18 protein-coding genes are annotated in these 24,092 nt (G+C 39.6%); 6 read left to right on the plus strand and 12 right to left on the minus strand.

The window, feature by feature from the left end; translation table 11 throughout:
• Nucleotides 1–31 precede the first annotated feature (31 nt).
• On the plus strand, nt 32–886 hold the full coding sequence (folD, locus tag PALI_RS11585) for a bifunctional methylenetetrahydrofolate dehydrogenase/methenyltetrahydrofolate cyclohydrolase FolD (protein WP_077537394.1): 855 nt from the start codon (nt 32–34) through the stop codon (nt 884–886).
• Between the two features lie 71 nt (nt 887–957).
• Here folD and cysS read toward each other — a convergent pair whose 3' ends face one another.
• Nucleotides 958–2,337: a cysteine--tRNA ligase gene (cysS, locus tag PALI_RS11590; protein ID WP_193155953.1), complete on the minus strand. Its 1,380-nt coding sequence runs from the start codon at nt 2,335–2,337 to the stop codon at nt 958–960.
• A gap of 155 nt (nt 2,338–2,492) precedes the next feature.
• Here cysS and PALI_RS11595 point away from each other — a divergent pair, with 155 nt between their 5' ends.
• From PALI_RS11595 to PALI_RS11605, 3 genes are all read left to right on the plus strand, one after another.
• Nucleotides 2,493–2,984, plus strand: coding sequence for a peptidylprolyl isomerase (locus tag PALI_RS11595; RefSeq protein WP_077537392.1), 492 nt, complete (start codon nt 2,493–2,495; stop codon nt 2,982–2,984).
• A gap of 89 nt (nt 2,985–3,073) precedes the next feature.
• The gene (locus PALI_RS11600; RefSeq protein ID WP_182700789.1) at nt 3,074–3,811 is read left to right on the plus strand and encodes a UDP-2,3-diacylglucosamine diphosphatase; all 738 of its coding nucleotides are present in this window, start codon (nt 3,074–3,076) and stop codon (nt 3,809–3,811) included.
• 54 nt (nt 3,812–3,865) lie between these two features.
• Complete coding sequence (locus PALI_RS11605) at nt 3,866–4,651, plus strand: transporter substrate-binding domain-containing protein (RefSeq protein ID WP_193155954.1); 786 nt, start codon at nt 3,866–3,868, stop codon at nt 4,649–4,651.
• 2 nt (nt 4,652–4,653) lie between these two features.
• Here PALI_RS11605 and miaE read toward each other — a convergent pair whose 3' ends face one another.
• Nucleotides 4,654–5,415: a tRNA isopentenyl-2-thiomethyl-A-37 hydroxylase MiaE gene (gene miaE, locus PALI_RS11610; protein ID WP_193155955.1), complete on the minus strand. Its 762-nt coding sequence runs from the start codon at nt 5,413–5,415 to the stop codon at nt 4,654–4,656.
• Between the two features lie 203 nt (nt 5,416–5,618).
• On the opposite strand from miaE, the gene PALI_RS11615 reads away from it, so the two are divergent.
• A complete protein-coding gene (locus PALI_RS11615) occupies nt 5,619–6,218 on the plus strand; it encodes a Yip1 family protein (protein WP_077537388.1) in 600 nt (199 codons plus the stop codon).
• 274 nt (nt 6,219–6,492) lie between these two features.
• On the opposite strand, the gene purF is transcribed toward PALI_RS11615, so the two are convergent.
• The 10 genes from purF to fabB form a co-directional block, all read right to left on the minus strand.
• Complete coding sequence (purF, locus tag PALI_RS11620; RefSeq protein WP_077537387.1) at nt 6,493–8,019, minus strand: amidophosphoribosyltransferase; 1,527 nt, start codon at nt 8,017–8,019, stop codon at nt 6,493–6,495.
• Between the two features lie 18 nt (nt 8,020–8,037).
• Nucleotides 8,038–8,532, minus strand: coding sequence for a CvpA family protein (locus PALI_RS11625; protein ID WP_077537386.1), 495 nt, complete (start codon nt 8,530–8,532; stop codon nt 8,038–8,040).
• 195 nt (nt 8,533–8,727) lie between these two features.
• On the minus strand, nt 8,728–9,345 hold the full coding sequence (locus PALI_RS11630) for an SPOR domain-containing protein (RefSeq protein ID WP_182700792.1): 618 nt from the start codon (nt 9,343–9,345) through the stop codon (nt 8,728–8,730).
• 11 nt (nt 9,346–9,356) lie between these two features.
• Nucleotides 9,357–10,622: a bifunctional tetrahydrofolate synthase/dihydrofolate synthase gene (gene folC / locus PALI_RS11635; RefSeq protein WP_193155956.1), complete on the minus strand. Its 1,266-nt coding sequence runs from the start codon at nt 10,620–10,622 to the stop codon at nt 9,357–9,359.
• A 25-nt stretch (nt 10,623–10,647) separates the two neighbouring features.
• The gene (gene accD / locus PALI_RS11640) at nt 10,648–11,523 is read right to left on the minus strand and encodes an acetyl-CoA carboxylase, carboxyltransferase subunit beta (RefSeq protein ID WP_193155957.1); all 876 of its coding nucleotides are present in this window, start codon (nt 11,521–11,523) and stop codon (nt 10,648–10,650) included.
• Nucleotides 11,524–11,678: 155 nt separating this feature from the next.
• A complete protein-coding gene (gene truA, locus PALI_RS11645; protein WP_077538968.1) occupies nt 11,679–12,473 on the minus strand; it encodes a tRNA pseudouridine(38-40) synthase TruA in 795 nt (264 codons plus the stop codon).
• A gap of 224 nt (nt 12,474–12,697) precedes the next feature.
• Nucleotides 12,698–18,001, minus strand: coding sequence for a FimV/HubP family polar landmark protein (locus PALI_RS11650; RefSeq protein ID WP_193155958.1), 5,304 nt, complete (start codon nt 17,999–18,001; stop codon nt 12,698–12,700).
• Nucleotides 18,002–18,345: 344 nt separating this feature from the next.
• Complete coding sequence (locus PALI_RS11655) at nt 18,346–19,362, minus strand: aspartate-semialdehyde dehydrogenase (protein WP_193155959.1); 1,017 nt, start codon at nt 19,360–19,362, stop codon at nt 18,346–18,348.
• Between the two features lie 47 nt (nt 19,363–19,409).
• Nucleotides 19,410–20,531: a 4-phosphoerythronate dehydrogenase gene (locus PALI_RS11660; protein WP_193155960.1), complete on the minus strand. Its 1,122-nt coding sequence runs from the start codon at nt 20,529–20,531 to the stop codon at nt 19,410–19,412.
• Nucleotides 20,532–20,640: 109 nt separating this feature from the next.
• Nucleotides 20,641–21,852, minus strand: a complete 1,212-nt coding sequence (fabB, locus tag PALI_RS11665; RefSeq protein ID WP_193155961.1) for a beta-ketoacyl-ACP synthase I — start codon at nt 21,850–21,852, stop codon at nt 20,641–20,643.
• A gap of 178 nt (nt 21,853–22,030) precedes the next feature.
• Here fabB and mnmC point away from each other — a divergent pair, with 178 nt between their 5' ends.
• Nucleotides 22,031–24,040, plus strand: a complete 2,010-nt coding sequence (mnmC, locus tag PALI_RS11670; protein WP_193155962.1) for a bifunctional tRNA (5-methylaminomethyl-2-thiouridine)(34)-methyltransferase MnmD/FAD-dependent 5-carboxymethylaminomethyl-2-thiouridine(34) oxidoreductase MnmC — start codon at nt 22,031–22,033, stop codon at nt 24,038–24,040.
• Nucleotides 24,041–24,092: the final 52 nt, after the last annotated feature.

The following is a 24,092-nucleotide window of genomic DNA, read 5'->3' on the forward strand; positions in this document are numbered from 1 at the left end:
TAGTTAATTAACCCCCAATTAAAGGTCACCCATGACGGCAAACATCATTGATGGTAAGGCAATCGCAAAACAAGTACGTAGCGCTGTAGCAGAACGCGTAAGTGAACGTGTAGCAAATGGTTTACGTGCTCCAGGGCTTGCAGTAGTACTTGTAGGGCTCGATCCAGCAAGCCAAGTTTATGTTGGTTCAAAACGTAAAGCCTGTGAAGAAGTTGGTTTTATTTCTAAATCATTTGATTTACCTGCTGACACTAATGAGCAAACTCTTTTAGATTTAATTGACGAGCTGAATAATGATGCACAAGTTGATGGTATTTTAGTACAGCTTCCACTGCCAAAAGGACTCGATGCGGAAAAGATTTTAGAACGCATTACCCCGCACAAAGATGTAGATGGTTTTCATCCGTACAACATAGGCCGATTAGCACAAAGAATGCCTGCGCTTCGTCCATGTACGCCAAAGGGTATTATTACATTACTTGATTCTACCGGTGTACGTTATAAGGGAATGCATGCGGTTGTAGTTGGCGCGTCAAATATTGTGGGTCGCCCAATGTCGTTAGAGCTTTTATTAGCCGGCTGTACAACCACAGTGTGCCATAAGTTTACCCAAGATTTAGAAACGCATGTTCGCCGCGCTGACTTATTAGTTGTGGCCGTCGGTAAACCTGAATTTATCCCAGGAGATTGGATAAAAGAAGGTGCTATTGTTATCGATGTAGGCATTAACCGCTTAGATACGGGTAAATTAGTCGGCGACGTGCAATACAGCGTGGCTGAACAAAAAGCGCATTTTATTACCCCAGTCCCAGGTGGCGTTGGCCCTATGACGGTCGCTAGCTTAATTGAAAACACACTTGAAGCATGTGAAAAATACCACAGCTAAGTGTTAGAAAAAGCAAAAAAGGGTTGCCATTTGGCAACCCTTTTTAGTTGAACGTGAATTACTTTAAACGCTTACGCTTTACGCCACGTTGTTTTACCGGCTGAATCTTCAAGTATTACACCTAACGCATTAAGTGCATCACGAGCTTCATCAGCAGCACCCCAATCTTTACTAGCACGCGCTTCATTGCGTTTTACAATTAATGCTTCAATTGTTGCTACTTCATCGTCACCTTGTCCACCTTGTAAAAACGCTTCTGGTGCTTGTTGAGCAACCCCTAACACTTCACCAAGGCTGCGCAGTACAAACGCTAACTTACCAGCTTGAACTGCATCGCTGTCTTTTACACGGTTTAGCTCTTTGGCAAGTTCAAACAATACCGGCAATGCCTCTGGCGTATTGAAGTCGTCATTCATTGCTTTTCTAAACTTAGCAACAAACTCATTGCCTTCAAGGCTACACTCTGTAGGCTCAACATCACGAAGCGCTGTATAAATGCGTTCAAGTGATGAACGCGCTTGGTCTAAATTCTCTTGCGAATAATTTAATTGGCTACGGTAATGGCCTGAAATTAAAAAGTAACGAACAGATTCAGCATCGTATGCTTTTAAAACTTCACGCACTGTAAAGAAATTATCTAACGACTTAGACATTTTTTCTTTGTTTACTTGCACCATGCCCGTGTGCATCCAAGTATTTACATACTTGCCGTTATTTGCACAGCATGATTGCGCTATTTCGTTTTCATGATGCGGAAACTGTAAATCAGACCCCCCACCGTGAATATCAAAATGCTCGCCTAGGTGCTTTGAGCTCATTGCCGAACATTCAATATGCCAACCTGGACGCCCTTCACCCCACGGTGATGACCATGATGGCTCGCCTGCTTTTGCTTTTTTCCATAACACAAAATCAAGTGGATCGTCTTTATCTTGTGCTACTTCAACACGAGAACCCGATTGCAACATCGTTAAATCTTGCTGCGAAAGCGCGCCATATTGCTCAAACGTTGATACATCAAACAAGACATCGCCATCTGCGGCGACATAGGCATGGCCCTTTTCGATCAAACGCTTAACCATAACGATAATTTCATCCATATGGCTTGTAACTGTTGGTTCAATATCTGGGCGTAGCATGTTTAAACTATCAAAATCTTCATGCATCGCTTTTGTCATACGCACTGTTAAATCGTTTATTGATTCACCATTCTCGTTCGCACGTTTAATTATTTTATCGTCGATATCGGTAATGTTACGCACATATTTTAAATCGTAACCGATGTGGCGTAAGTAGCGCACAATAACGTCAAACCCTACAAAAGTACGAGCGTGTCCAATATGGCAGTAATCATAAATGGTGATACCACACACATACATGTCGATTTTTCCTTCGACCATAGGTTTAAATTGCTCTTTTTGTCGCGTCAGTGTGTTGTATATATTTACCATTTACTTTGAGTCCTTGACTATTTACTAGAACAGTTATGTTACCACTTGAAAAGCCCCTGCTCTAGCGCTTTATAACAAACCAAACATCTACTTTGTTAATCTTAGCCAACTACGATAAAATAGCGCCAATATTTAAACCGGATATAGGAAAACACATGGTTGTTCTACACACTAATTTTGGTGACATCACCATTAAAATGTTTGAGCAAGAAGCTCCAAACACAGTTAAAAACTTTTTAGAGTATGCAAATGCTGATTTTTTCAACGGCACTATCTTTCATCGTGTAATCGATGGTTTTATGGTTCAAGGCGGTGGTTTTGTTCCAGGTATGGAACAAAAAGACGTAAATGACCCAATTCAGAATGAAGCTAATAACGGCCTATCTAATAAAATAGGCACTTTAGCTATGGCACGTACGCCAGATCCTCATTCAGCTACAGCGCAGTTTTTTATTAACGTGAATAACAACGACTTTTTAAACCACAGCAGCGAAACATCGCAAGGTTGGGGTTACTGTGTTTTTGCTGAAGTTGTAGAAGGCATGGACGTAGTAAATAAGATCAAAGCAGTTGCAACAGGCAGTACTGGTTTTCACCAAGATGTGCCTCTTGAAGACGTGATCATCGAAAGCGTTACTGTTAGCTAATAGTACGTTTATCCACGTAATGTGGAGTATCAGCGGGTGTTTGTGCAATATGCATACGCCCGCTTTATTTATATCGAAAAGACTTCCCTATGACTCGTAAAACATACTTTATTGCAGATTTACACCTAAGCGAAAACCGCCCAGATATAAGCGCTGCGTTTTTTGATTTTTTAAATACGCACATACTTAATAAAGAAGTAGATGCACTGTATATTTTAGGTGATTTTTTTGAAGTTTGGGTCGGGGATGACTACATCACAGCACTAAGTGGCGATGTGGCAAAGCACCTTAAAGCAGTCAGTGATAGTGGCACTCCCGTGTATTTCATTCATGGTAATCGTGACTTCATTATGCGCAAGCAATATGCAGACATGGCAGGGATGACATTACTTGCTGAACAAACAGTCATTGATTTATACAACACCCCAACAGTTATTTTGCATGGCGATGAAATGTGTACTCAAGATACCGAATATCAAAATTTTCGAAAAAAAAGCAGAGGTTGGTGGTGGCCAAAACTAATGCTTGCAATGCCGCTTTGGTATCGTAAAAAAATAGCGCGTAACGCCCGTGAAAAAAGTAAACTAAGCCAAGCTGATAAGCCTATTGAAATTTTAGATGTTGTAGATGATGCTGTGCTTAGCACTTTTGCCAATCATAATGTAACAAATATGATTCATGGTCATACTCATCGCCCCAATGTTCATACGTACAAAGTTAATAAACAAACACTTACCCGCACTGTACTGGGTGATTGGTATACACAAGGCTCTTATTTAGTCGTTACCCCACACTCACAAGAATTAATTAACACGCCTTTCGCATAAATTAAAATTCTGACTATTATTTATTTACACAATTTAATAATAGTAGCCACTTTAATGATAAAGCTATTAATTTTCATCGCAGTTATATCCATGCCGACAAAAGTTTTTAGCGAGCAGGCATGGCAGATTGTCACTGAAAACTACCCTCCCTATTTTAGCGAAAACCTTCCCGAAAATGGCTGGTTATATGACGTAACTAAAGCAGCTCTCAAAACACAAGGTATTAATAGTGAGATTGAATTCACCACATGGGATCGCGCCCTCAAGCTATTAGAAAAAAAGAGAAAAACAGCTATCTTAGGTGCTTTTTATTCTGCAAAAAGAAATGAAGTCTTTTACTACTCCCGCCCACTGGCCGTCGCTCACTCGGGGATTTTTAAACGAAAACAAAGTACTGTTAATTACGATGGTTCTATTCAATCATTACAGCCCTACAGTATAGGAAAGGAAGATAGTGCCTTTGTAAGCCAAGAATTCGCTAGCAATACTGAGTTGGCAATAACGTCTACTAAAAGCCTACCTACAAGCTTGTATTTACTTCAGCAAGGGCGCATTGATTTAGTCGCGGGTACTAAAGAAGTTGGAAAATATTGGCTTAAGCACAATAAAGAAATCGCTTTAGGTAAAAATAAAATAGAATATTTATCGCCAGATCTTGCTGTGCATAAATTGTATCTAATCGTTTCTCAATCAAGCTACCAAGCAAAAGAACGCTTATACAAATTTAATGGAGGAATTAATATACTGATTAAAAATGGAGAAATTGCCAAAATCATGAAAAAACATCATTTCAGCAATGAAAAAATAACTAAATATATTAATTTTTTAAAAGAAAATTAGCTTTACGCTATTGGCACACCGCTGTGAAACTTAAAATCAGTGTCGGGTGTAGAAATTAGCTCTTTTTCTTTTTCACCAAAGAAGTTTACGCGTTCGGTAATATCAAAATCAGCTATTTCTTGCGCCAACGTTAAATAATCTTGGTAATGACGCGCTTCAGAGCGAAGTAACGAAATATAAAAATCACCTAAACGCTTATCAACGTGCGGCGCAAGCTTTGCAAAACGCTCACACGAACGCGCTTCAATGTAAGCGCCTACTATTAGCTTATCAACCAACGCATCAGGCTCAAACGTTTTAACATGGCGGAGCATGCCTTTTGCGTAACGACACGGTGTAATACTTCGATACTCAATACCGTATTCATCCATAATTTCGAGCACTTGATAAAAATGATGCAGCTCTTCTTTTATCAATAGAACCATTTTATCGATTAGACCTTGCCCGTATGGTGAACTCGATTTAGGAATTATTGATTTAGTTAGCTTATTTTTAGCCGCTAAATCGCGCCAATTCCCTTCTCGTTTATAAATAAGCGTTTCAAATGGCTTTAGCCACTCTAGCAATGCGTCGCTCCCCTCTTTATCTACCGCGTATTTACGTATTAAAAACATAGCGCTTTGAGCGGCTTTTAATTCGCATATTAAATGATCAATTAAGATTATTGATAAGTTTTCTTTTTTTATTGCTTGCTCAACCCACTCGTCAGGCGTGTTACACAATAAAAATTCATTAATAGGCTCTAAAAGTTGGCTATGGGGCACGTTGGCTACTCGTTACTTAAATAGGTTGATAGGCCACTATTTTAACAGAAAAATGGCTAAAAATAACAAAACATGTTTGCACATTAAATTGTTAATAACGAGTTAACTTGACTTTGCAAAATAAGTGAACCATAACTGTACATAGACTGTATAAAAATAAACCAACCAAAACAATAATACGTTCCCTGTATGGAGTACACACTATGATACTAAATCACCTCTGGGGCATTTATGCTCACCCACTCGAAGAATGGCAAACAATTGATAACCGCCACGAAAGTTTGACCTATAGTTTATCGCACATTTTGTTAATCGCTTTATTTCCTTCAATAATGGGCTACTACTCATCTGTTTATTTAGGCTGGAGCATAGGCACTGGCAACCCTGTATTTCTAACACATGATAGCGCAATATTAATAGCAAGTGCGATGTATGTTGCACTGATAATTGGCGTATTCGCCCTTGCTTATTTAGCCCATTGGATGGCGGTTACTTTCGGTGCTAAACCAACGTTTACACAAACGCTAGAACTAGCTGCTTATACTGCAACACCTGTGTTTATGTCTGCACTTTCAGCATTTTGGCCTGTGCTTTGGTTTGTCGTATGTATCGGTATTGTGGCATTAGCTTATTCTGTTTATTTATTATACACAGGCGTGCCAATACTAATGCACATCCCTGAAGAGCGTGGCTTTATTTATGCCAGCTCAGTGGTAACGTGTGGATTAATATTACTTGTTATTATTTTAGCTGTAACAGCGATGCTTTGGACAAATGGGATTGTTAGCCCTATGTTTACTTAATAAAGTTTACCTAATAAAGAGTCGTGTTTGATAGAAATGTTCCCTTTCTTTCCTTCGCAAAAAAGGAGCTAATTAGCTCCTTTTTTTATATGTAATAATACCAATTTAATTAAAAACATGATCATTCTATCGTATTAAATAACTCACTAACTGCGTTAAAAATCATTCATATAGAACAACTATATGTCACAATTTTTGCCTTGTTATTGTGCTATTTCTTTAGCGCTATAATAGGTCACTTATTTAATGCAATTGGTATAATATTTATTAATTATTAATCAGCTTCGTTTTCGTCTTGGTTATGAATTTCTAACCCTGAAGACATTGCACTTTCGCGGGTGCTTTTAGCTGAATCGTTACGTAGTTTATCAATACGATTTAGATAGTCTTGATCAATATCGCCAGTAATATATTGCCCATCAAACACTGATGTTTCAAACTTAGTAATTTCAGGATTTTCTTGGCTAACCGCTGCAATTAAATCGGGTAGCGATTGAAAGATTAAACCATCAGAGCCGATGCTTACGTTAATATCTTCTACTTCACGCCCGTGAGCAATCAGCTCAGCTGCTGAAGGCATATCAATGCCATATACGTTAGGGAAACGTATTTCCGGTGCAGCAGATGCAAAGTAAACGTTTTTAGCACCTGACTCTCGGGCCATTTCAACTATTTGTGCTGATGTTGTACCACGAACAATTGAGTCATCAACCAATAGCACATTTTTGCCTTTAAATTCACGGTCAATTGCATTTAGCTTTTGACGTACTGATTTTTTTCGCATCTCTTGGCCTGGCATAATAAACGTACGACCAATATAACGGTTTTTAACAAAGCCTTGGCGGTATGGTAAATCAAGCACTCGTGCGATTTCTAATGCTACATCACATGACGTTTCTGGAATTGGAATAACTACATCAATGTCTTTATCAGCCCATTCCCGTGCAATTTTTTCGCCTAATTTTGTGCCCATATTTACGCGTGTTGCGTAAACCGACATGCGGTCGATAGTTGAGTCAGGTCGTGCAAAGTAAACAAATTCAAAAATACATGGTGAGTAAGATGCTTTATCAGCACAGCTTAATGAATGAAATTCACCAGTCTCAGTGACGTAAATAGCTTCACCAGGCGCAACATCGCGAATAAACTCAAAACCATCTGGTTTTAGTGCGACACTCTCTGAGGCAAACATATATTCGGTGCCTTGTTGCGTTTCACGCTTACCAAATACAAGTGGACGAATGCCATTAGGGTCGCGAAAAGCAACAATACCATGGCCAATGATCATCGCAATAGTTGCATAACCACCACTGACTTTGTTATTAACTTCACTCACCGCTGTAAAAATATCTTCAGGGTCTAACTTTAGCTTATCTGACTTACTTAATTCATGAGCAAGTACATTAAGTAAAATTTCTGAATCAGATGTCGTATTTACATGACGACGTGCTTCTGAAAATAGCTGCTCTTTTAAAGCCTCTGCATTAGTAAGGTTACCATTATGGGCAAGTGCTATACCAAATGGAGAGTTCACATAAAAAGGCTGTGCTTCAGATGAACTAGAAGAGCCTGCCGTAGGATAACGCACATGGCCTAAACCAATTGTACCTTGTAGTCGTTTCATATGACGGGTGTGAAAAGCATCCTTCACAAGACCATTTGCTTTGCGTAAGCTAAACGTGTTGTTCTCAATGGTAATAATACCCGCAGCGTCTTGGCCACGGTGCTGCAAAACAGTTAAGCCATCATAAATCGCCTGATTAACAGGGGATGTTCCGACTATTCCAACGATACCACACATGTAATTTATCCTCGCCGATTAACGGTTTACTGAATTTAAAAAGCTTGAGTTGTTTTCTAGGTACGAAAAGAACCATTCAACTACAAAGCCAAATTCTGGAATCAAAATAGAATTGCCCCACCAATGCGTATTAGGTGCACCAGTAAAAGCATCAAGAAAGAAGAGTAACGCGCTCACGACCAACACGCCTCGAAGAGCACCAAACACTATGCCAAAGACACGGTCGGTACCCGATAAACCGGTACGCTGTACAAGCTCACCTAAAATGTAGTTTAGTAAACCGCCTAACAGTAGCGTCGCAAAGAATAATATGGCTATGGCCGCCGCATTTCTTAAAAGGGGTTCAGAAATGGTTGTTAGGAAGGAAGCTAAATATTGGTAAAATAAACTAGAGATGATAAAGGCGCCAGCCCATACAGCTAATGACATTGCTTCTTTAACAAAGCCGCGTATTAAACCGATGATGGTAGACAGTGCAATAATGCCAAGAATGGCGTAATCAACCCAGATCATAAGAACCAATTAGTCGCTAATTTAGGGCGCATTCTATACCCAAACATTGCCAATATGCAAGTTTAAACGGGAGATAACTGACGGTAATTGAATACAAAAATTTAACATATAATGTCAAAATAAATATTGTTAATTACAGTAAAAATATAATGAATTAAATTTAAATAGCCTTGCTAAACAAGGCTATTTAAATAATTATTTTGTTACTTCGTAGCGAGTTACTTTACCATTTAACTTTGTCAGCACTTTAAGTTCAGGTAATTGTTTTTGTAACTCATTTTTATCAAGTGACGGCCCTACAAACACTTTCGTTAATGTACCATTTGGTGTTTTAACTGGTTTAGTGAACGTTTTAAAGCCTTTTTCTTTAAGCTTAGCTTGTAGTGCTTTTACATTGGCTGCATGAGAAAAACTGCCCAATTGCACAACATAAGCCATACTTGTGAGGTTTTCGTCACTTTTTCGAGCCCTAATTGGTTCTGCATTTGCTTGGGCTTTAGGCTCTATTATGGCTTCAATAACCTTAGGCTGAGAAGCATAATCGCTTTCTGTCAATTGAGTTTGCTGCTCAAGAGCTTCATCGTCGGCTTTTATGTCTTCAATTTCATTTTGTTTAAGTGGCTCGGCATCCGCCATGCTTTCATCTATTGAATTTTGAAGATCGATTGTTTTTAACTCAGGGTTATTAGGAATAGCTTTAAAAGCTTCTTTATAATGAACTTTTTCGCCGTCGAGTATATTGGGAATAAACACGATTGCTGCGATCACGACAATACTTGTCCCGACTAAGCGATTAATAAAACTTGAGTTCACCGACATTCCCTCTATTTTTTAAAATAATTAATAGCGTCAGCCACTGTAAAAAATGAACCAAAAACAATCAAAACAGTGTCGATTTTTTGCTTTGGTAAAATTATAGCAAGTGCTTTTGCCACGCTATTATAGCTATGAATAGTATTATTATGAGGTACACTTTGTAATGCATTTTGTAAATTACTGGCAGTATCGCCTCGCGGACCACTTAAGCTTGCTAGTGACCACTCATCTACTAAATGGCTTACTTCTTTAAGCACACCTGCTTTATCTTTATCCGCAAGCATAGCGGCTAAAGCATGAATTTTAAAGCCTTTATCTTTAAACTTTAATAACTTATTAGCCAGATAACGTGCAGATTCTGGATTGTGTGCAACATCAGTAAATACTAAAGGCTCAGCGCTTAGCTGCTGAAATCGCCCTTCTACCACTAAATTTGCCAAGCAATCTCTTATTACCTGCTCACTTGGCAATAAATTTAAAACACTTAAAACAGTTAACGCCGTAGCCGCATTCTGACAAGGGATTGCTGGTTTATTCAGTTCAAGGTTATGCTGTTTGTACTGCCAATTAAAACTATCAGCACTCTCTTTAAACATAAAGTCTGTGCCCGATAACGTCATCTCAGCATTAATTTCTTTACCGTAATCAGTCATCGTGTGAGGAATATTTAAGTCACCGATAATAGCAGGGGTATGCTCTCGAAAAATACCGGCTTTATCGTAAGCAACTAATTCACGCGTATCACCTAAGTATTCTTTATGGTCTAAGTCGATGGTAGTAATTACACTTGCATAGGGGGTTACAATGTTTGTAGCATCAAAACGCCCCCCTAAACCCACTTCTAATAATACATAATCAACGCGACAGCCTTTAAAAATAGCCAACGCACCCAACGTGCTATATTCAAAATAAGTAAGTGGTGTGTCTTTACGACCTTGCTCTAACTGATGAAAAGCATCAATATGAAACTGGTCAGCTAACTCCTCACCGTTAACTCGTACACGCTCGTTATAACGAATTAGATGAGGAGATGCATAAGTGCCCACGCTAAAGCCTTGCGCTAGCAATAGCGACTCTAAGCAACGTGCTGTGGTGCCCTTACCATTCGTACCCGCAATAAGAATAATTTTACTTGAGGTGTTTAAAAGGCCAATGTTGTTGGCAACATTAGCAACACGTTCTAAGCCCATTGCAATGTTTGCAGGGTGAACACTTTCTAAATAAAAAAGCCAATCATCAAGGCTTGATGATTGGCTAGGAATTGTTTTTGTCATAGCGTGTAATCAGTAAAGCTGAAATTTACGCTACTCTATGCTCTTGTTCCGTAGAAGGCAAGTTCATAAATTTAGCTAGTATGCGGGCAAGGGTATCACGCATTTCACGACGGTCAATAATCATGTCAATTGCACCGTGCTCAAGCAAAAATTCACTACGTTGAAAGCCCTCTGGTAGTGTTTCACGAACAGTTTGTTCAATAACACGAGGACCCGCAAAACCAATTAACGCTTTAGGTTCAGCAACGTTAATATCACCCAGCATAGCAAGTGATGCAGATACACCACCCATGGTCGGATCGGTCATTACTGAAATAAACGGTAGACCTTTTTCAGTCATTTTTGCAAGTGCAGCACTTGTTTTAGCCATTTGCATAAGCGACATAAGCGCCTCTTGCATACGTGCACCACCTGATGCAGAAAAACAAATAAGCGGCATATTATGTTCTAAACATTGATCAACAGCATCAACAAAACGAGCGCCAACAACCGAAGCCATTGAGCCACCCATAAATGAGAACTCAAATGCGACAGCTGCAACCGGAATGCCTTTTAATCGGCCCTTAATAGCTACAAGTGCATCTTTTTCACCACTTGCTTTTTGGGCTGAGCTGATGCGATCAGAGTACTTTTTAGAATCTTTAAATTTAAGAATGTCTTTTGGCTCATGTTGTGTACCAAGCTCTTGACGATCGCCTTCATCTAAAAAGTGCTCTAGGCGCTTACGGCCACTAACACGCATATGATGATCGCATTTAGGACATACGTTTAATGATTTTTCTAATTCAGCTTTATATAAAATTGAATCACACGACGTACACTTCGCCCATACACCTTCTGGGATTTCTTTACGACCTGATGACTTTGTCGTTTTAGGTAAGATTTTTTCTAGCCAACTCATTTGCAACTCTCTTAATACTGTTCTGTGTCGCGAGTCTACCAATAGCGATTAGTAGACGAATTTTTTCAATTAAAACATGAATTTCATTAACACGGTATAAAAAACTGGTCTTAGTAGTTAGAAATGCGCATAAAAAGTACTAGTAATACCCAAAATTAAATACCAATATCAGGTAAAAACAATGGTCCTAATGGCATCTTAGGAACTTTAAATTGCTCAGGGTAATCAACGTCAACCAAATATAAACCAGCGGCTTTAGCTGTCGCGCTGGCCTTTGCACGCTCTTTACAATCAAGTAACTCTTTTAACCAAATAGGTTGCTGTTTATGTAAACCAATGTCCATAAGACTACCCGTTATATTACGGACCATATGATGTAAAAATGCATTCGCTTTGATATCAATAACAACATAGTTTCCAATACGTTGCACCGATAAGTGATGAATTGTTCGAGTAGGCGTATTTGCTTGGCAATGAATAGCCCTAAAAGAAGTAAAATCGTGCTTACCAACTAGATACTGGCATGCCTGCTGCATTTTCACTTCATCTAAGTGATGATGAAAGTGTGTAACGCCCTCATTTAATACAGCTCCACGCAGAGGCGAGTTGTAAATAATATAACGATAACGACGAGCCGTGGCGCTAAAGCGAGCATGAAAATCTTCCGCCACTGGCTGCGCAAAACGAATTGCAATATCTTTAGGCATTAACGTATTCATGCCTAAAGTAAATGCCACCATGTCACGGTCGGCCTCAGTGTCAAAATGTATTACTTGGCCTGTACCATGTACGCCTGCATCGGTGCGCCCCGCACATATTACTTCAACAGGGTGATTGCAAATACGCGACAACGCTTTTTCTACTTCTTGTTGTACACTATTTACATGTGATTGGCGTTGCCAACCACTGTAGCGTACGCCATTGTATTCAACCCCAAGTGCTACTCGCATAATTACCGTTTTACCCTACTGTGCTAATGAACGAGGCATTTTATGCTATCTAACGATGCAATAAAAGTAATACCAGCCTGCTTATGTATGGGGCTTGTTTAATTCGTTAAATTGTTCAAATATTTATGCCGGTTGGTATAATTGTGCTGAAACCCAATCAATACCTATAAAAAAACCCATAATTAGCTAAGCTAATTATGGGTTTAAACGTATTTATTGTTCTTTTATTTCAATTTGGCTTTTAAGCTAAGCGCTTCTTCTTGAACTTCTTCAGGGCCTTTGTTAATAACATCTTCAATTACTTTTAGCGCAGAGTCAGAGTCATCGATTTCGATATAGGCGCGTGCCAAATCTAGTTTAGCTGAGTAACCACCACTTTCAGCATCTACGTCAGTCGGATTTTCACCAGCCAGTAACGCATCAAACTCACCTAACCCCACATCCATATTAACGTCATTATAAGGTTCGTGTTCAAGTTCGGCATCATCACTTTCCTCTAACAATGAATCAATATCTACAAATTCATCGCTACCTAGTTGCTCAACATCACTACTTTCAACTTGAGGCTCTTCAATAATTAATGGTTCATCAACCCCTAGATCTTCTTTGAGCAAGCTATCAAAATCAACATCAAACTCACTGCTATCATCAATACTTAATTCTTCAGGCTCTGCTAATTCATTAAGCAATGAATCAAAATCAGTATTAGTCAACTCAGCCATAAACTCGTCATCAAGTTCATCATCAGAAGCAATATCACTACTGCCGAGTTGTTTCGCTTGAGTTATTTCAGCTTCGCGATCTACGTTAGTTTGTTCATTAACTAATTCATCAGATAAATCTTCATCTAAGTACTCTAAATCAGTTGGTTCAGCGATATCTGAATTTTCTAATTCCGCATCAAGATCTGTAAAGTCATTATCAAGTAACAGTTCGTCGTCAAAATCATCTTCTAAGCTATCTAAACTACTTTCTGCAGCAAGCGCATTGGCCAAGTCTTGCTCTGTTTGACTTACCGATACACCTTTTGTATCGGCGTCTACATTTTCAGGTAACTCTTCATCTAATGAAGTAGGCGGTGCATTTACTAACTCATCGTCATCGCCTAACTCATTTTCTAATTCACTACCCTGCTCAGCCAATTCATCATCGATTAGCAAATCATCATCTAAATCGTCTTCTTGCAACGGTTCAGCGGTGGCGGATGTTTGCTCATCTAGCGCTGTTTCTTGCGAGTCATCAAGATCTAGAGGTTGAGTTTCTTCAGCTTCTTCTAATTCATTATCAAGTTCGTCATCCACCGAATTCTCATCTGAACTTGCTAATAACTCATCATTGTCAGCATCATCTATTTCAAATTCTTGCTCTGTTTGAGCCGCTATCGTATTTTCTGGCACCCTGTCGCTTGTAAACTCAGCGTCTAGTTCAGGAAGATCGTTATCGAGTAACAGTTCGTCGTCAAAATCATCTTCTAAGCTATCTAAACTACTTTCTGCAGCAAGCGCATTGGCTAAGTCTTGCTCTGTTTGACTTACCGATACATCTTTTGTATCGGCGTCTACATTTTCAGGTAAGTCAGTAATCTCTTCATTTAATGCCGTCGGCGGTGTATTTGCTAACTCATCGTCATCGCCTAACTCATTTTCTAATTCACTACCCTGCTCAGCCAATTCATCATCGATTAGCAAATCATCATCTAAATCATCTTCTTGGAGCGGTTCAGCGGTGGCGGATATTTGATCATCTGGCGCTGTTTCTTTCGAGTCATCAAGATCTAGAGGTTGAATTTCTTCAGCACCTTCTAATTCATTATCAAGTTCATCGTCCACCGAATTTTCATCTGAACTTGCTAATAACTCATCATTGTCAGTATCATCTATTTCAAATTCTTGCTCTGTTTGAGCCGCTATCGTATTTTCTGGCACCCTGTCGCTTGCAAACTCAGCGTCTAATTCAGGAAGATCATTATCAATTAACAGTTCGTCGTCAAAATCATCTTCTAAGCTATCTAAATCACTTCCTTCAGCAAGCGCATTGGCCAAATCTTGCTCTGTTTGACTTACCGATACATCTTTTGTATCGGCGTCTACATTTTCAGGTAACTCTTCATCTAATGTGGTAGGCGGTGTATTTGCTAACTCATCGTCATCGCCTAACTCATTTTCTAATTCACTACCCTGCTCAGCCAATTCATCATCGATTAGCAAATCATCATCTAAATCATCTTCTTGGAGCGGCTCAGCGGTGGCGGATGTTTGATCATCTGGCGCTGTTTCTTGCGAGTCATCAAGATCTAGAGGTTGAGTTTCTTCAGCACCCTCTAATTCATTATCAAGTTCAGCAAAGTCGTTATCAATTAGAAGTTCATCATCAAAATCGTCATCTAAATTATCTAAGTCACTTCCTGCTGAGAGTGCGCTAGCTAGATCTTGTTCTGTCTGACTTGGCGATATATCTTTTACATCATCTTCTAAGTTATCGCTTTCTAATTCATCAGAATGTGAAGGAAGCTGGTTATCTGCTTCTAAAAGTGGAGTATCATCAAGCTCCTGTTCCGAGGATTCAACAAGCTCTTCGCTGTTACTAGTATCTAAAATTTCATCTTCAAGTGAAGGCTCTGGCTCAGCCTCATCGGCTAATGGGTCATCTCCTAAATCAACCTCCACTTCTTCTATTTCATCATCTAGATCTTCTGTTGACCACTCTGGGGTTTCAACATAGCTTTCGTCTTCAACTTGTTGCAACTCATTTAAAAGTTCATCAACACTCTTTAATTCACTATCGTTATACTCTTCTAGTGCATCTTCAGGATCGAGCAATGTTTCAGAGGTGTCCGAAAAATCATCTTGTTCTTCTACTGGCTCAAGTTCTTTAACAAGTGCAGTTTTTTCTTCAGGCTCAGGCTCTTCAACAAGCGCGGTTTCTTCTGTAAGCTCAGGCTCTTCAAGAAGCGCGGTTTCTTCTTCAGGCTCTGGCTCTTCAACAAGCGCGGCTTCTTCTTCAGGCTCTGGCTCTTCAACAAGCGCGGCTTCTTCTGCAAGCTCTGGCTCTTCAATAAGCGCTGTTTCTTCTGCAAGCTCTAGCTCTTCAGCAAGTGCGGCCTCTTCTTCAGGCTCTGGCTCTTCGGCAAGTGCAGCTTCTTCTGCAGGCTCTGGTTCTTCAATAAGCGTGGCTTCTTCAGGCTCAGGCTTTTCAACAAGTGCAGCCTCTTCTTCAGGCTCTGGCTCTTCTGCAAGTTCTGGCTCTTCAACAAGCGCGACTTCTTCTGCAGGTTCTGGCTCTTCAACAAGCGCGGCTTCTTCTGCAGACTCTGGCTCTTCAACAAGCGCGGCTTCTTCTGCAGACTCTGGCTCTTCAACAAGCGCGATTTCTTCTGCAGGCTCTGTTTCTTCAATAAGCGTGGCTTCTTCTTCAGGCTCTGGCTCATCAACAAGCGCGACTTCTTCTGCAAGCTCTGGCTCTTCAACAAGCGCGGCTTCTTCTGCAAGCTCTGGCTCTTCAACAAGCGCGGCTTCTTCTGCAGGCTCTGTTTCTTCAACAAGCGCAACTTCCTCAATCGGCGGCTCTATTAAACTATCGATATCGTCTATATCAAAATCGTCGTTTTCTTCTACTAGCGTATCAGCTGTACTGGTTGATGTATCATCAACGTCATTTTCATCCGTCGCTTCATCAATTAAACTGTCGATATCGTCTATATCAAAATCGTCGTTTTCTTCTACTAGCGTATCAGCTGTACTGGTTGATGCATCATCGACGTCATTTTCATCCGTCGCTTCATCAATTAAACTATCGATATCGTCTATATCAAAGTCGTCATTTTCTTCTACTAACGTATCGGCTGAACTGGTTGATGCATCATCAACGTCATTCCCATCCGTCGCTTCATCAATTAAGCTGTCGATATCGTCTATATCAAAGTCGTCATTTTCTTCGATTAGCGTATCGGCTGAACTGGTTGATGCATCATCAACGTCATTCTCATCCGTCGCTTCATCAATTAAGCTATCGATATCGTCTAAATCAAAGTCGTCATTTTCTTTCACAACCGAATCAGTTGCAGCTTCAGAGCCCACATTTGTCTGTTCTAATAAATCATCAATATCAAAGTCATCATCACCGGCAAGCTCTTCACTAAATGCTGCTATTTCATCATGAGAATCTAAACTATCATCGTCTTCTATCCCACTTGGCTGTGCATCAAATTCAGATGAGCTTACATCCTCGTCAAATAAGCTATCTAGCTCATCACTACTTAAAATATCGTCATTATTAGATGGTTGTGGAGCTAAATCTAAATCAATGTCTTCTTCTAAGCTGTCATCCGATGGGCTGTCAAAACCTTGTTGCATGAAAATATCAAGTTCATCATCCCCTGTATTTTCATCATCAAAAACAATGTCATCACTTAATAAACTTTCAAGGTCACCTTGATCAAGTAGGCTATCCTGATCTGTAAAATCATCTAAATTATCATCTAATGAATCATCAAATACGGTATCTTCATCAGATAAAAGCTCATTCTCTAAGCTATCATCTAGCTGAACACTTAAATCATCGAGTGGATCAGGCACTTCCGACTCATTATCTGTATCAGTGTCTAAGTTATCATTACTGCTATAGCTTGGTGATTGTGGTAAAAAGTCATCATCTGATTCTGTATCGGCCTCGTTATTGGCTCTTTTTCGCAAAAACATAACCACAGCAAAAATAACGAGTAGGCCTGGAATAAACATTAATAAACCAAGTACAAGCGGGTTAGATAATAATGTTCCAGTGTCAGCTTCGGTTTCTGGCACAACTTCGTTTAATTTCTGCTGAGCCAGTACTTCATTTTGTTTAGCTATTAATTCTTTGAGTTGTAATTGAATCTCACTGTCTTGTCCTAACTGTAGGCGAACACTTTCAAGTTCTTTAGAGATGCCCGTTAGCTGTTTTTTTAGATTATTATTTTCAACGAGAATTTCTTCTACATTACTTACAGAACTTTTAAACTGTTGTTGTAGTTCAACTAATTTAGTTGCCTGCTCTGTCTTAATCTCTTTTATTTCTTTTTGTAATTCTTTTTTTGCATCATCTACATCAACTTTTCGGGCTTGAGTTACCTTAGTTTGTGCTGAGTTAATTTCTGTTTGCGTAAGCGTACCATTTTTCTTTTTCTCCCATAACGCATCGTCTTGCTCAGAGCGCTGCTTAGCTAGTTGTGTGTTTACATTTCTAATTTCAGCTAATGTGGGGATTTTTAGGTAAGCACCACTTTGCATGTGGTTTAGGTTTTGTTCTAAGAATGAGTTGGGGTTTTTGTTATACAGAGCCTGCATCACTTGATAGATACTGACAGAGTTATCAGGACGAACTTTAGCTGCTATACGCCAAAGAGTATCCGTTGGTTTAATTGGCCCAATAGATCGCTCTTGCGCACCATAGTCAACGCCTTTAGGCCCCTTCAACTGGGTACTGTCTTGAGAGTAAATAGGCGTTACTATCAATGCAGACGCTAATAAAATAAGTGTAGCTAAACCGCGCATGCTGATCCTTTAATGTTTAAATGTTAACGTTGTACCAAAAAAGTTGGCGCATAAACATTGATTATTCTTGCTGCTATCAGCCAAATAACTGACTCATATTTGTTATTACAATCTATTTTTGCTGCAAGCTCTATTCCAATTACAAACTATAAACCAGTTGAGGCGTAATATCCATCGCAACACATTGAAAATAAATGTCTAAAAACATCATTGTAGTATAAATTTATTGAGGTTTATCAGTAGCTTTATATGTTTAACAGCACAAGTGGCAAAAAAGTGGCGGGTTTGATGTGTTAAAAGCGGCAAACAACTGTGGTTTACCGCTTAATTTGCTTACTCAAAAATTATAAGTAATTGGCAGTAAGTTCTTCAGCGATCTGTACACTGTTAGTTGCAGCGCCTTTACGCGTGTTGTCACTTACAACCCACATGTTCAACCCATGAGGATGAGAAATATCAGCGCGTAATCGGCCTATATAAACAGTATCGTTACCACTAGCGTCAGAAACAGCTGTTGGGTAATCACCTTCATCATCGATTAGCTCAACACCTGGCGCATCTTTTAATAACTGCTTAACGTGCTCAAAGTCGTAAGGCATGCGTGTTTCAATATTAATTGATTCAGAATGTCCAAAAAATACAGGAACACGTACGCACGTAGGATTAATGGCAATAGTTGTGTCACCCAAAATTTTATGAGTTTCGTTCACCATTTTCATTTCTTCACGTGTATAGCCGTTCTCTTCAAAGCTATCAATTTGAGGTATCACGTTAAATGCTATTTGCTTTGGAAATACTTTATTATCCATAGGGCGTGCATTCATTAAATTTGCTGTTTGCTTTGCAAGTTCGTCAACCGCTTCTTTACCTGCGCCTGATACAGCTTGGTAAGTAGATACATTAATGCGGTCAATTCCGTATGCATCATAGATTGGTTTTAGTGCTAACATCATTTGAATCGTTGAGCAGTTAGGGTTCGCAATAATATTGCGATTTCTAAAATCAGCTAGGCTTGAAGCGTTAACCTCTGGCACTACTAATGGGATTTCAAAATCATTTCTAAAGTGCGATGTATTATCTATTACAATACACCCCGCATCAGCAGCAATCGGTGCATACTTTTCAGATACACTGCCACCTGCAGAAAACAAACCTATATGCGCTTGGCTAAAATCAAAGCCTTCAACGTCAAGTACTTCAATGGTCTCACCACGAAACTTTATGTCTTCACCCGCGCTGCGGCTGCTAGCAAGTAAAAAAAGCTGATCAACTGGAAACTTACGATCCGCTAGCGTTTCAATGATTTGACGGCCTACTAAACCAGTAGCGCCAAGTACGGCAACGTTATATTTTTGCGACATATTTCTTCCTCTATAAACGATATTAAAATAACACCGTTAGTTAATAATTATTTAGCTATGGTAAAACCAAGTTGGCTAAGTGCAGCAAGTTGTGGGCTCTCACCTTGTAGCGATAAAGTACTAAACTCTCGTCTTACCGGATAGTTTTTGCGTAAACTATCAAAACCATCATTTTCTAAATGACGAAGTAAGATTCCATCATCACGACGAACGTCATAAATTAAGTGCACTAAACGGGCAATGTCTTGCTCATTAAAATGTTGCGTAATCGTTGCGCTTGTAATAACTGGCAAGGGTAAAAAGTCATCAAGCGATTTACTTGCCTCTACGCTTTTGAGTTCACACAATTTTTGATACAGCATTTGTGTACCTCGTGCTTTTCCTTCCAGCGTATGCCCTGCAATATGCACACTGGCATAACGAACATGCTCTAGTAATTCAGTTAAAATATTGGGTTCTTTTTCCCACACATCAAGCACTAAATCTAGATCAGCCCCAGCTTGCATTATCTCAAGTAATGCTTGATTATCAATTACATCGCCTCGGCTTGCATTAATTAGCGTAAGCCCTGGTTTAAGTGCTTTTAAGCGGGCTTTATTCATCATATGCAGTGTTTTATGTTCGCCACTTTTAACTAGCGGAACATGAAAAGTTACAATATCTGATTGCGCTAATAGCTCATCAAGCGTTACGTGGTTTTCTAATAGACCTTGCTCGTACTTGATTGGATCGCACAAAATTACGTCTACATTTAATGCTTTTAATTTTTGCGCTAAACAGTCGCCGATATTACCTACACCTACTATACCAATAGTTTGACCGCTTAATGGGCGCGCATTCTCTTGGCTTAGAGCAAATAAACTGCTAATGACATACTCTGCTACAGCAACAGCATTACAACCAGGCGCACTGCTAAAAGCAATATTTTTATTATTCAGTAATTGCGTATCAATATGGTCAATACCAATTGTAGCAGTGCCCACAAAGCTTAATTTATTTGCCTGTGCTAATAGTTCATGATTAACACGAGTCACTGAACGAGTAAGTAATACATCTACATCTACGAGCTGTTCAGGGGTCAATTTACGACCATCAAAACGCTCAACCTCACCAAAGTCTGCAAAGTACTGCTCAACTAAAGGCATATTTTGATCGGCAAGAATTTTCATTACTGCATCCGTTTAGCTTTTGTGGCCTCCATTGTAACGAACAACCTAGGCGTTACACAAACTAAAAAGCCGAGCAATGCTCGGCTTCAAGGTATTTAGTAAAAACTAATCAACCTTTATATTTGCTCATTACTAAAGTAGCGTTTGTGCCACCAAAGCCAAAGCTATTAGACATTACAGTATTTAGCTCAACGTCACGACGTTCAGTAATAATATCTAACCCCGCTGCTTGCTCGTCTAACTCATCAATATTAATGGAAGGCGCAACAAAGCTGTGCTCTAACATCAATAAAGAAAAGATGGCTTCATGAACACCAGCAGCACCAAGGGCGTGCCCCGTCATTGCTTTTGTTGCACTGATCATTGGCGACTTACCACCAAACACTTCTTGAATTGCACCTAGCTCTTTAACATCACCAACAGGAGTAGATGTGCCGTGCGTATTTAAGTAATCAATACTGTCTACATCTTGCATAGCTTGGCGCATACAACGTGCAGCACCTTCACCTGATGGAGCCACCATGTCATAGCCATCTGATGTTGCACCGTAGCCAACAATTTCAGCGTAAATGTGCGCGCCACGTGCAAGTGCATGTTCTAGTTCTTCAACAACAACAATACCGCCGCCGCCAGAGATAACAAAACCATCGCGATTTGCATCATATGTGCGAGATGCTTTTTCGGGTGTTTCATTGTACTTAGTAGAAAGTGCGCCCATAGCGTCAAATTCCATTGCCAGTGTCCAATGCAACTCTTCACCGCCACCAGCAAATACCACGTCTTGCTTACCAAGCTGAATTTGCTCTACTGCATTACCAATACAATGCGCAGAAGTAGCACATGCAGAACTAATCGAATAGTTAACACCTTTAATTTTAAATGGTGTTGCTAAACAAGCAGATGTCGTACTTGCCATAGTGCGTGGCACCATATAAGGCCCTACACGTTTTACGCCTTTTTCGCGTAAAATATCAGCCGCTTCTACTTGCCATTTAGACGAGCCGCCGCCAGAGCCAACAATAATACCCGTGCGTTCGTTCGATACTTGCTCGTCAGATAAACCTGAATCTTCAATTGCTTGCGTCATCGAAATATAAGAGTAAGCAGCAGCATCGCCCATAAAGCGCATTGCTTTACGGTCAACATGTTCTTTAACGTCAATATCAATTTTGCCCGATACGTTACTGCGCAACTTATAATCGGCAAATTCTTGGTTAAAAGCGATACCGCTCTTACCTGCTTTTAACGATTCTAGTACTTCTTCTTTATTGTTACCGATACTTGATACAACACCGATACCTGTAATTACAGCTCTTCTCATGGGTAATTCCCTTAGCTTAATACTCAATTGCATTCTATTTTACGCGAATTTAGTCACCTAAGTGGTCAGCTTTCTAGCGTACACTTGTACTCTGAACCGCTAGCTTATAAATAACGCCAGACTATTTCAAAGAAAACCCGTAAAATAATAAAAAAATAGACTCTATAAATTTAAACTCATGATTAAAAACGCACATATACACTTTAATGATTTAGGCACACCCTTCGCTAATGACTTCAGTGATATTTATTTTTCTAATGGCGATGGTTTGGCTGAATCACATTGTGTGTTTTATGAGAAAAATAATATAGATGCACGATTACAAAATCATGACCAACCACATTTTGTTATAGCCGAAACCGGTTTTGGTACTGGCTTAAACTTTTTAAATACATGGCAACGCTTTACTGACTATCTTGCACGTCAACAAGTTCAAAATCAATTAGATAAAGATGTTAAACGCTTGCACTTTATTTCATTTGAAAAATACCCTTTGCAAATAGATGATCTAAGCCAAGCATTAAAAGTATGGCCTTCGCTAAGCTCATTTAGCGATCAATTAATAAAACGCTACCCTATTAATTTAGCAGGATGCCATAGGCTAGAGTTTGAAAAAGGCCGTGTAATACTCGATTTATATTTTGGCGATGCGCTTGAATCAATAAATGCAATGAGTTTTTCGCAAACGGGCATTGTAGATGCTTGGTATTTAGATGGCTTTGCGCCTAGTAAAAATCCTGATATGTGGCAACAAAGTTTATTTGAATCGATGGCTAATATTTCAAGAGCGAATGCAACTTTATCAACATTTACTGCTGCTGGCTTTGTTCGTCGAGGTTTAATTGAAGCCGGTTTCAACACAACAAAAACCAACGGGTTTGGTCAAAAAAGGGATATGCTTATTGGCCAATTTGAGCATGTTAAAAACACTCAATCAGCCCCTGCTTATTTTAATCAAGATAGTAGCACGTTAAAAAATGTAGCTGTTATTGGCGGTGGTATTGCCAGTAGCTGCATTTTATATAGTTTGGCTAAACGCGGTATAGCAAGCCAGTTATTTTGCCAAGATGAACAACCCGCAATGGGTGCATCGCACAATGTACAAGGTGCTATTTATCCTCATTTACAAGCTAAGAACTCACCTCACAGTGAGTTATTTGCACATAGCTTTTTATACGCAAAGCGCCTATATAGCGAATTACTCACTAATGGTTTTAGTTTTGATCATGATTGGTGTGGCGTACTACAGCATGCTGTCAAACAACCTCTCGCCGATAAGCATCAGAATTTAGCACAAAAGCAACTGTGGCCAACCCAGCTAATGCGCAATGTAACCGCTGAGCAAGGCGATGAAATAGCCGGTGTAACGACAGGTTATTCAGGCGTGTTTTTTGAACAAGGTGGCTGGGTAAATCCCCCTCAACTGGTCAATGCCATGCTAAATGCAGCAAATAGCTTAACGCCATTTAAAAGTACATTTAACTGCGATATTAAACAGCTTAAAAAAACCGAGGATGGCTGGTTTTTATTAACTAATACAGAGCAACTAGGCCCCTTTAGCGATGTCATTATTTGTGCCGGTGAACACAGTGATGCATTTGAGCAAACAAAGGCATTGCCAATTGTAGGCGTACGAGGTCAAGTTTCGCACGTTCAGGCCAGTGAACAGTCAAACAAACTTAAAACAGTGCTATGCCATAAAGGCTATTTTACCCCTGCTTATTTAGAGCATCACTGTATGGGGGCCACATTTGAAAAAAACACGAAAAGCCGTCAAGTTACAGCCCATGACAACCAATTAAATCAAGAGCAACTTCTTAATTTTTATAAGCAAAGTGAATTTGCAACAACACTCGGTAATATCACCTCAGCTAAAGCTGCCGTACGCTGCACATTTATCGACCACCTACCAATGGCAGGGCAATGGTGCGAGCAAAGCGATTACACACAGGCTTTTGCTAATTTACGCTTGGGCAAGCGTTATCAATATGAACCATTAAAAAAGCCACAGCAGGGTTTGCATATTTTTACAGGGTTTGGGGCACGTGCTTTATGCAGCGCACCGTTAAGTGCTGAACATCTTATCAGTTGCTTAAATAATGAGCCTCGCCCATTAAGCGAACGTGTCAGTCAGGCAATTCATCCAGCTCGGTTTATAGTACGTGATTTAATTCGTAATAAAATTTAATTATTGTATGCAAACAACAATATCCGCTTGCGCGTTATACTATTTTTACTCG

Origin of the sequence: Pseudoalteromonas aliena SW19, assembly GCF_014905615.1 — a bacterium.
GTDB lineage: Bacteria > Pseudomonadota > Gammaproteobacteria > Enterobacterales > Alteromonadaceae > Pseudoalteromonas > Pseudoalteromonas aliena.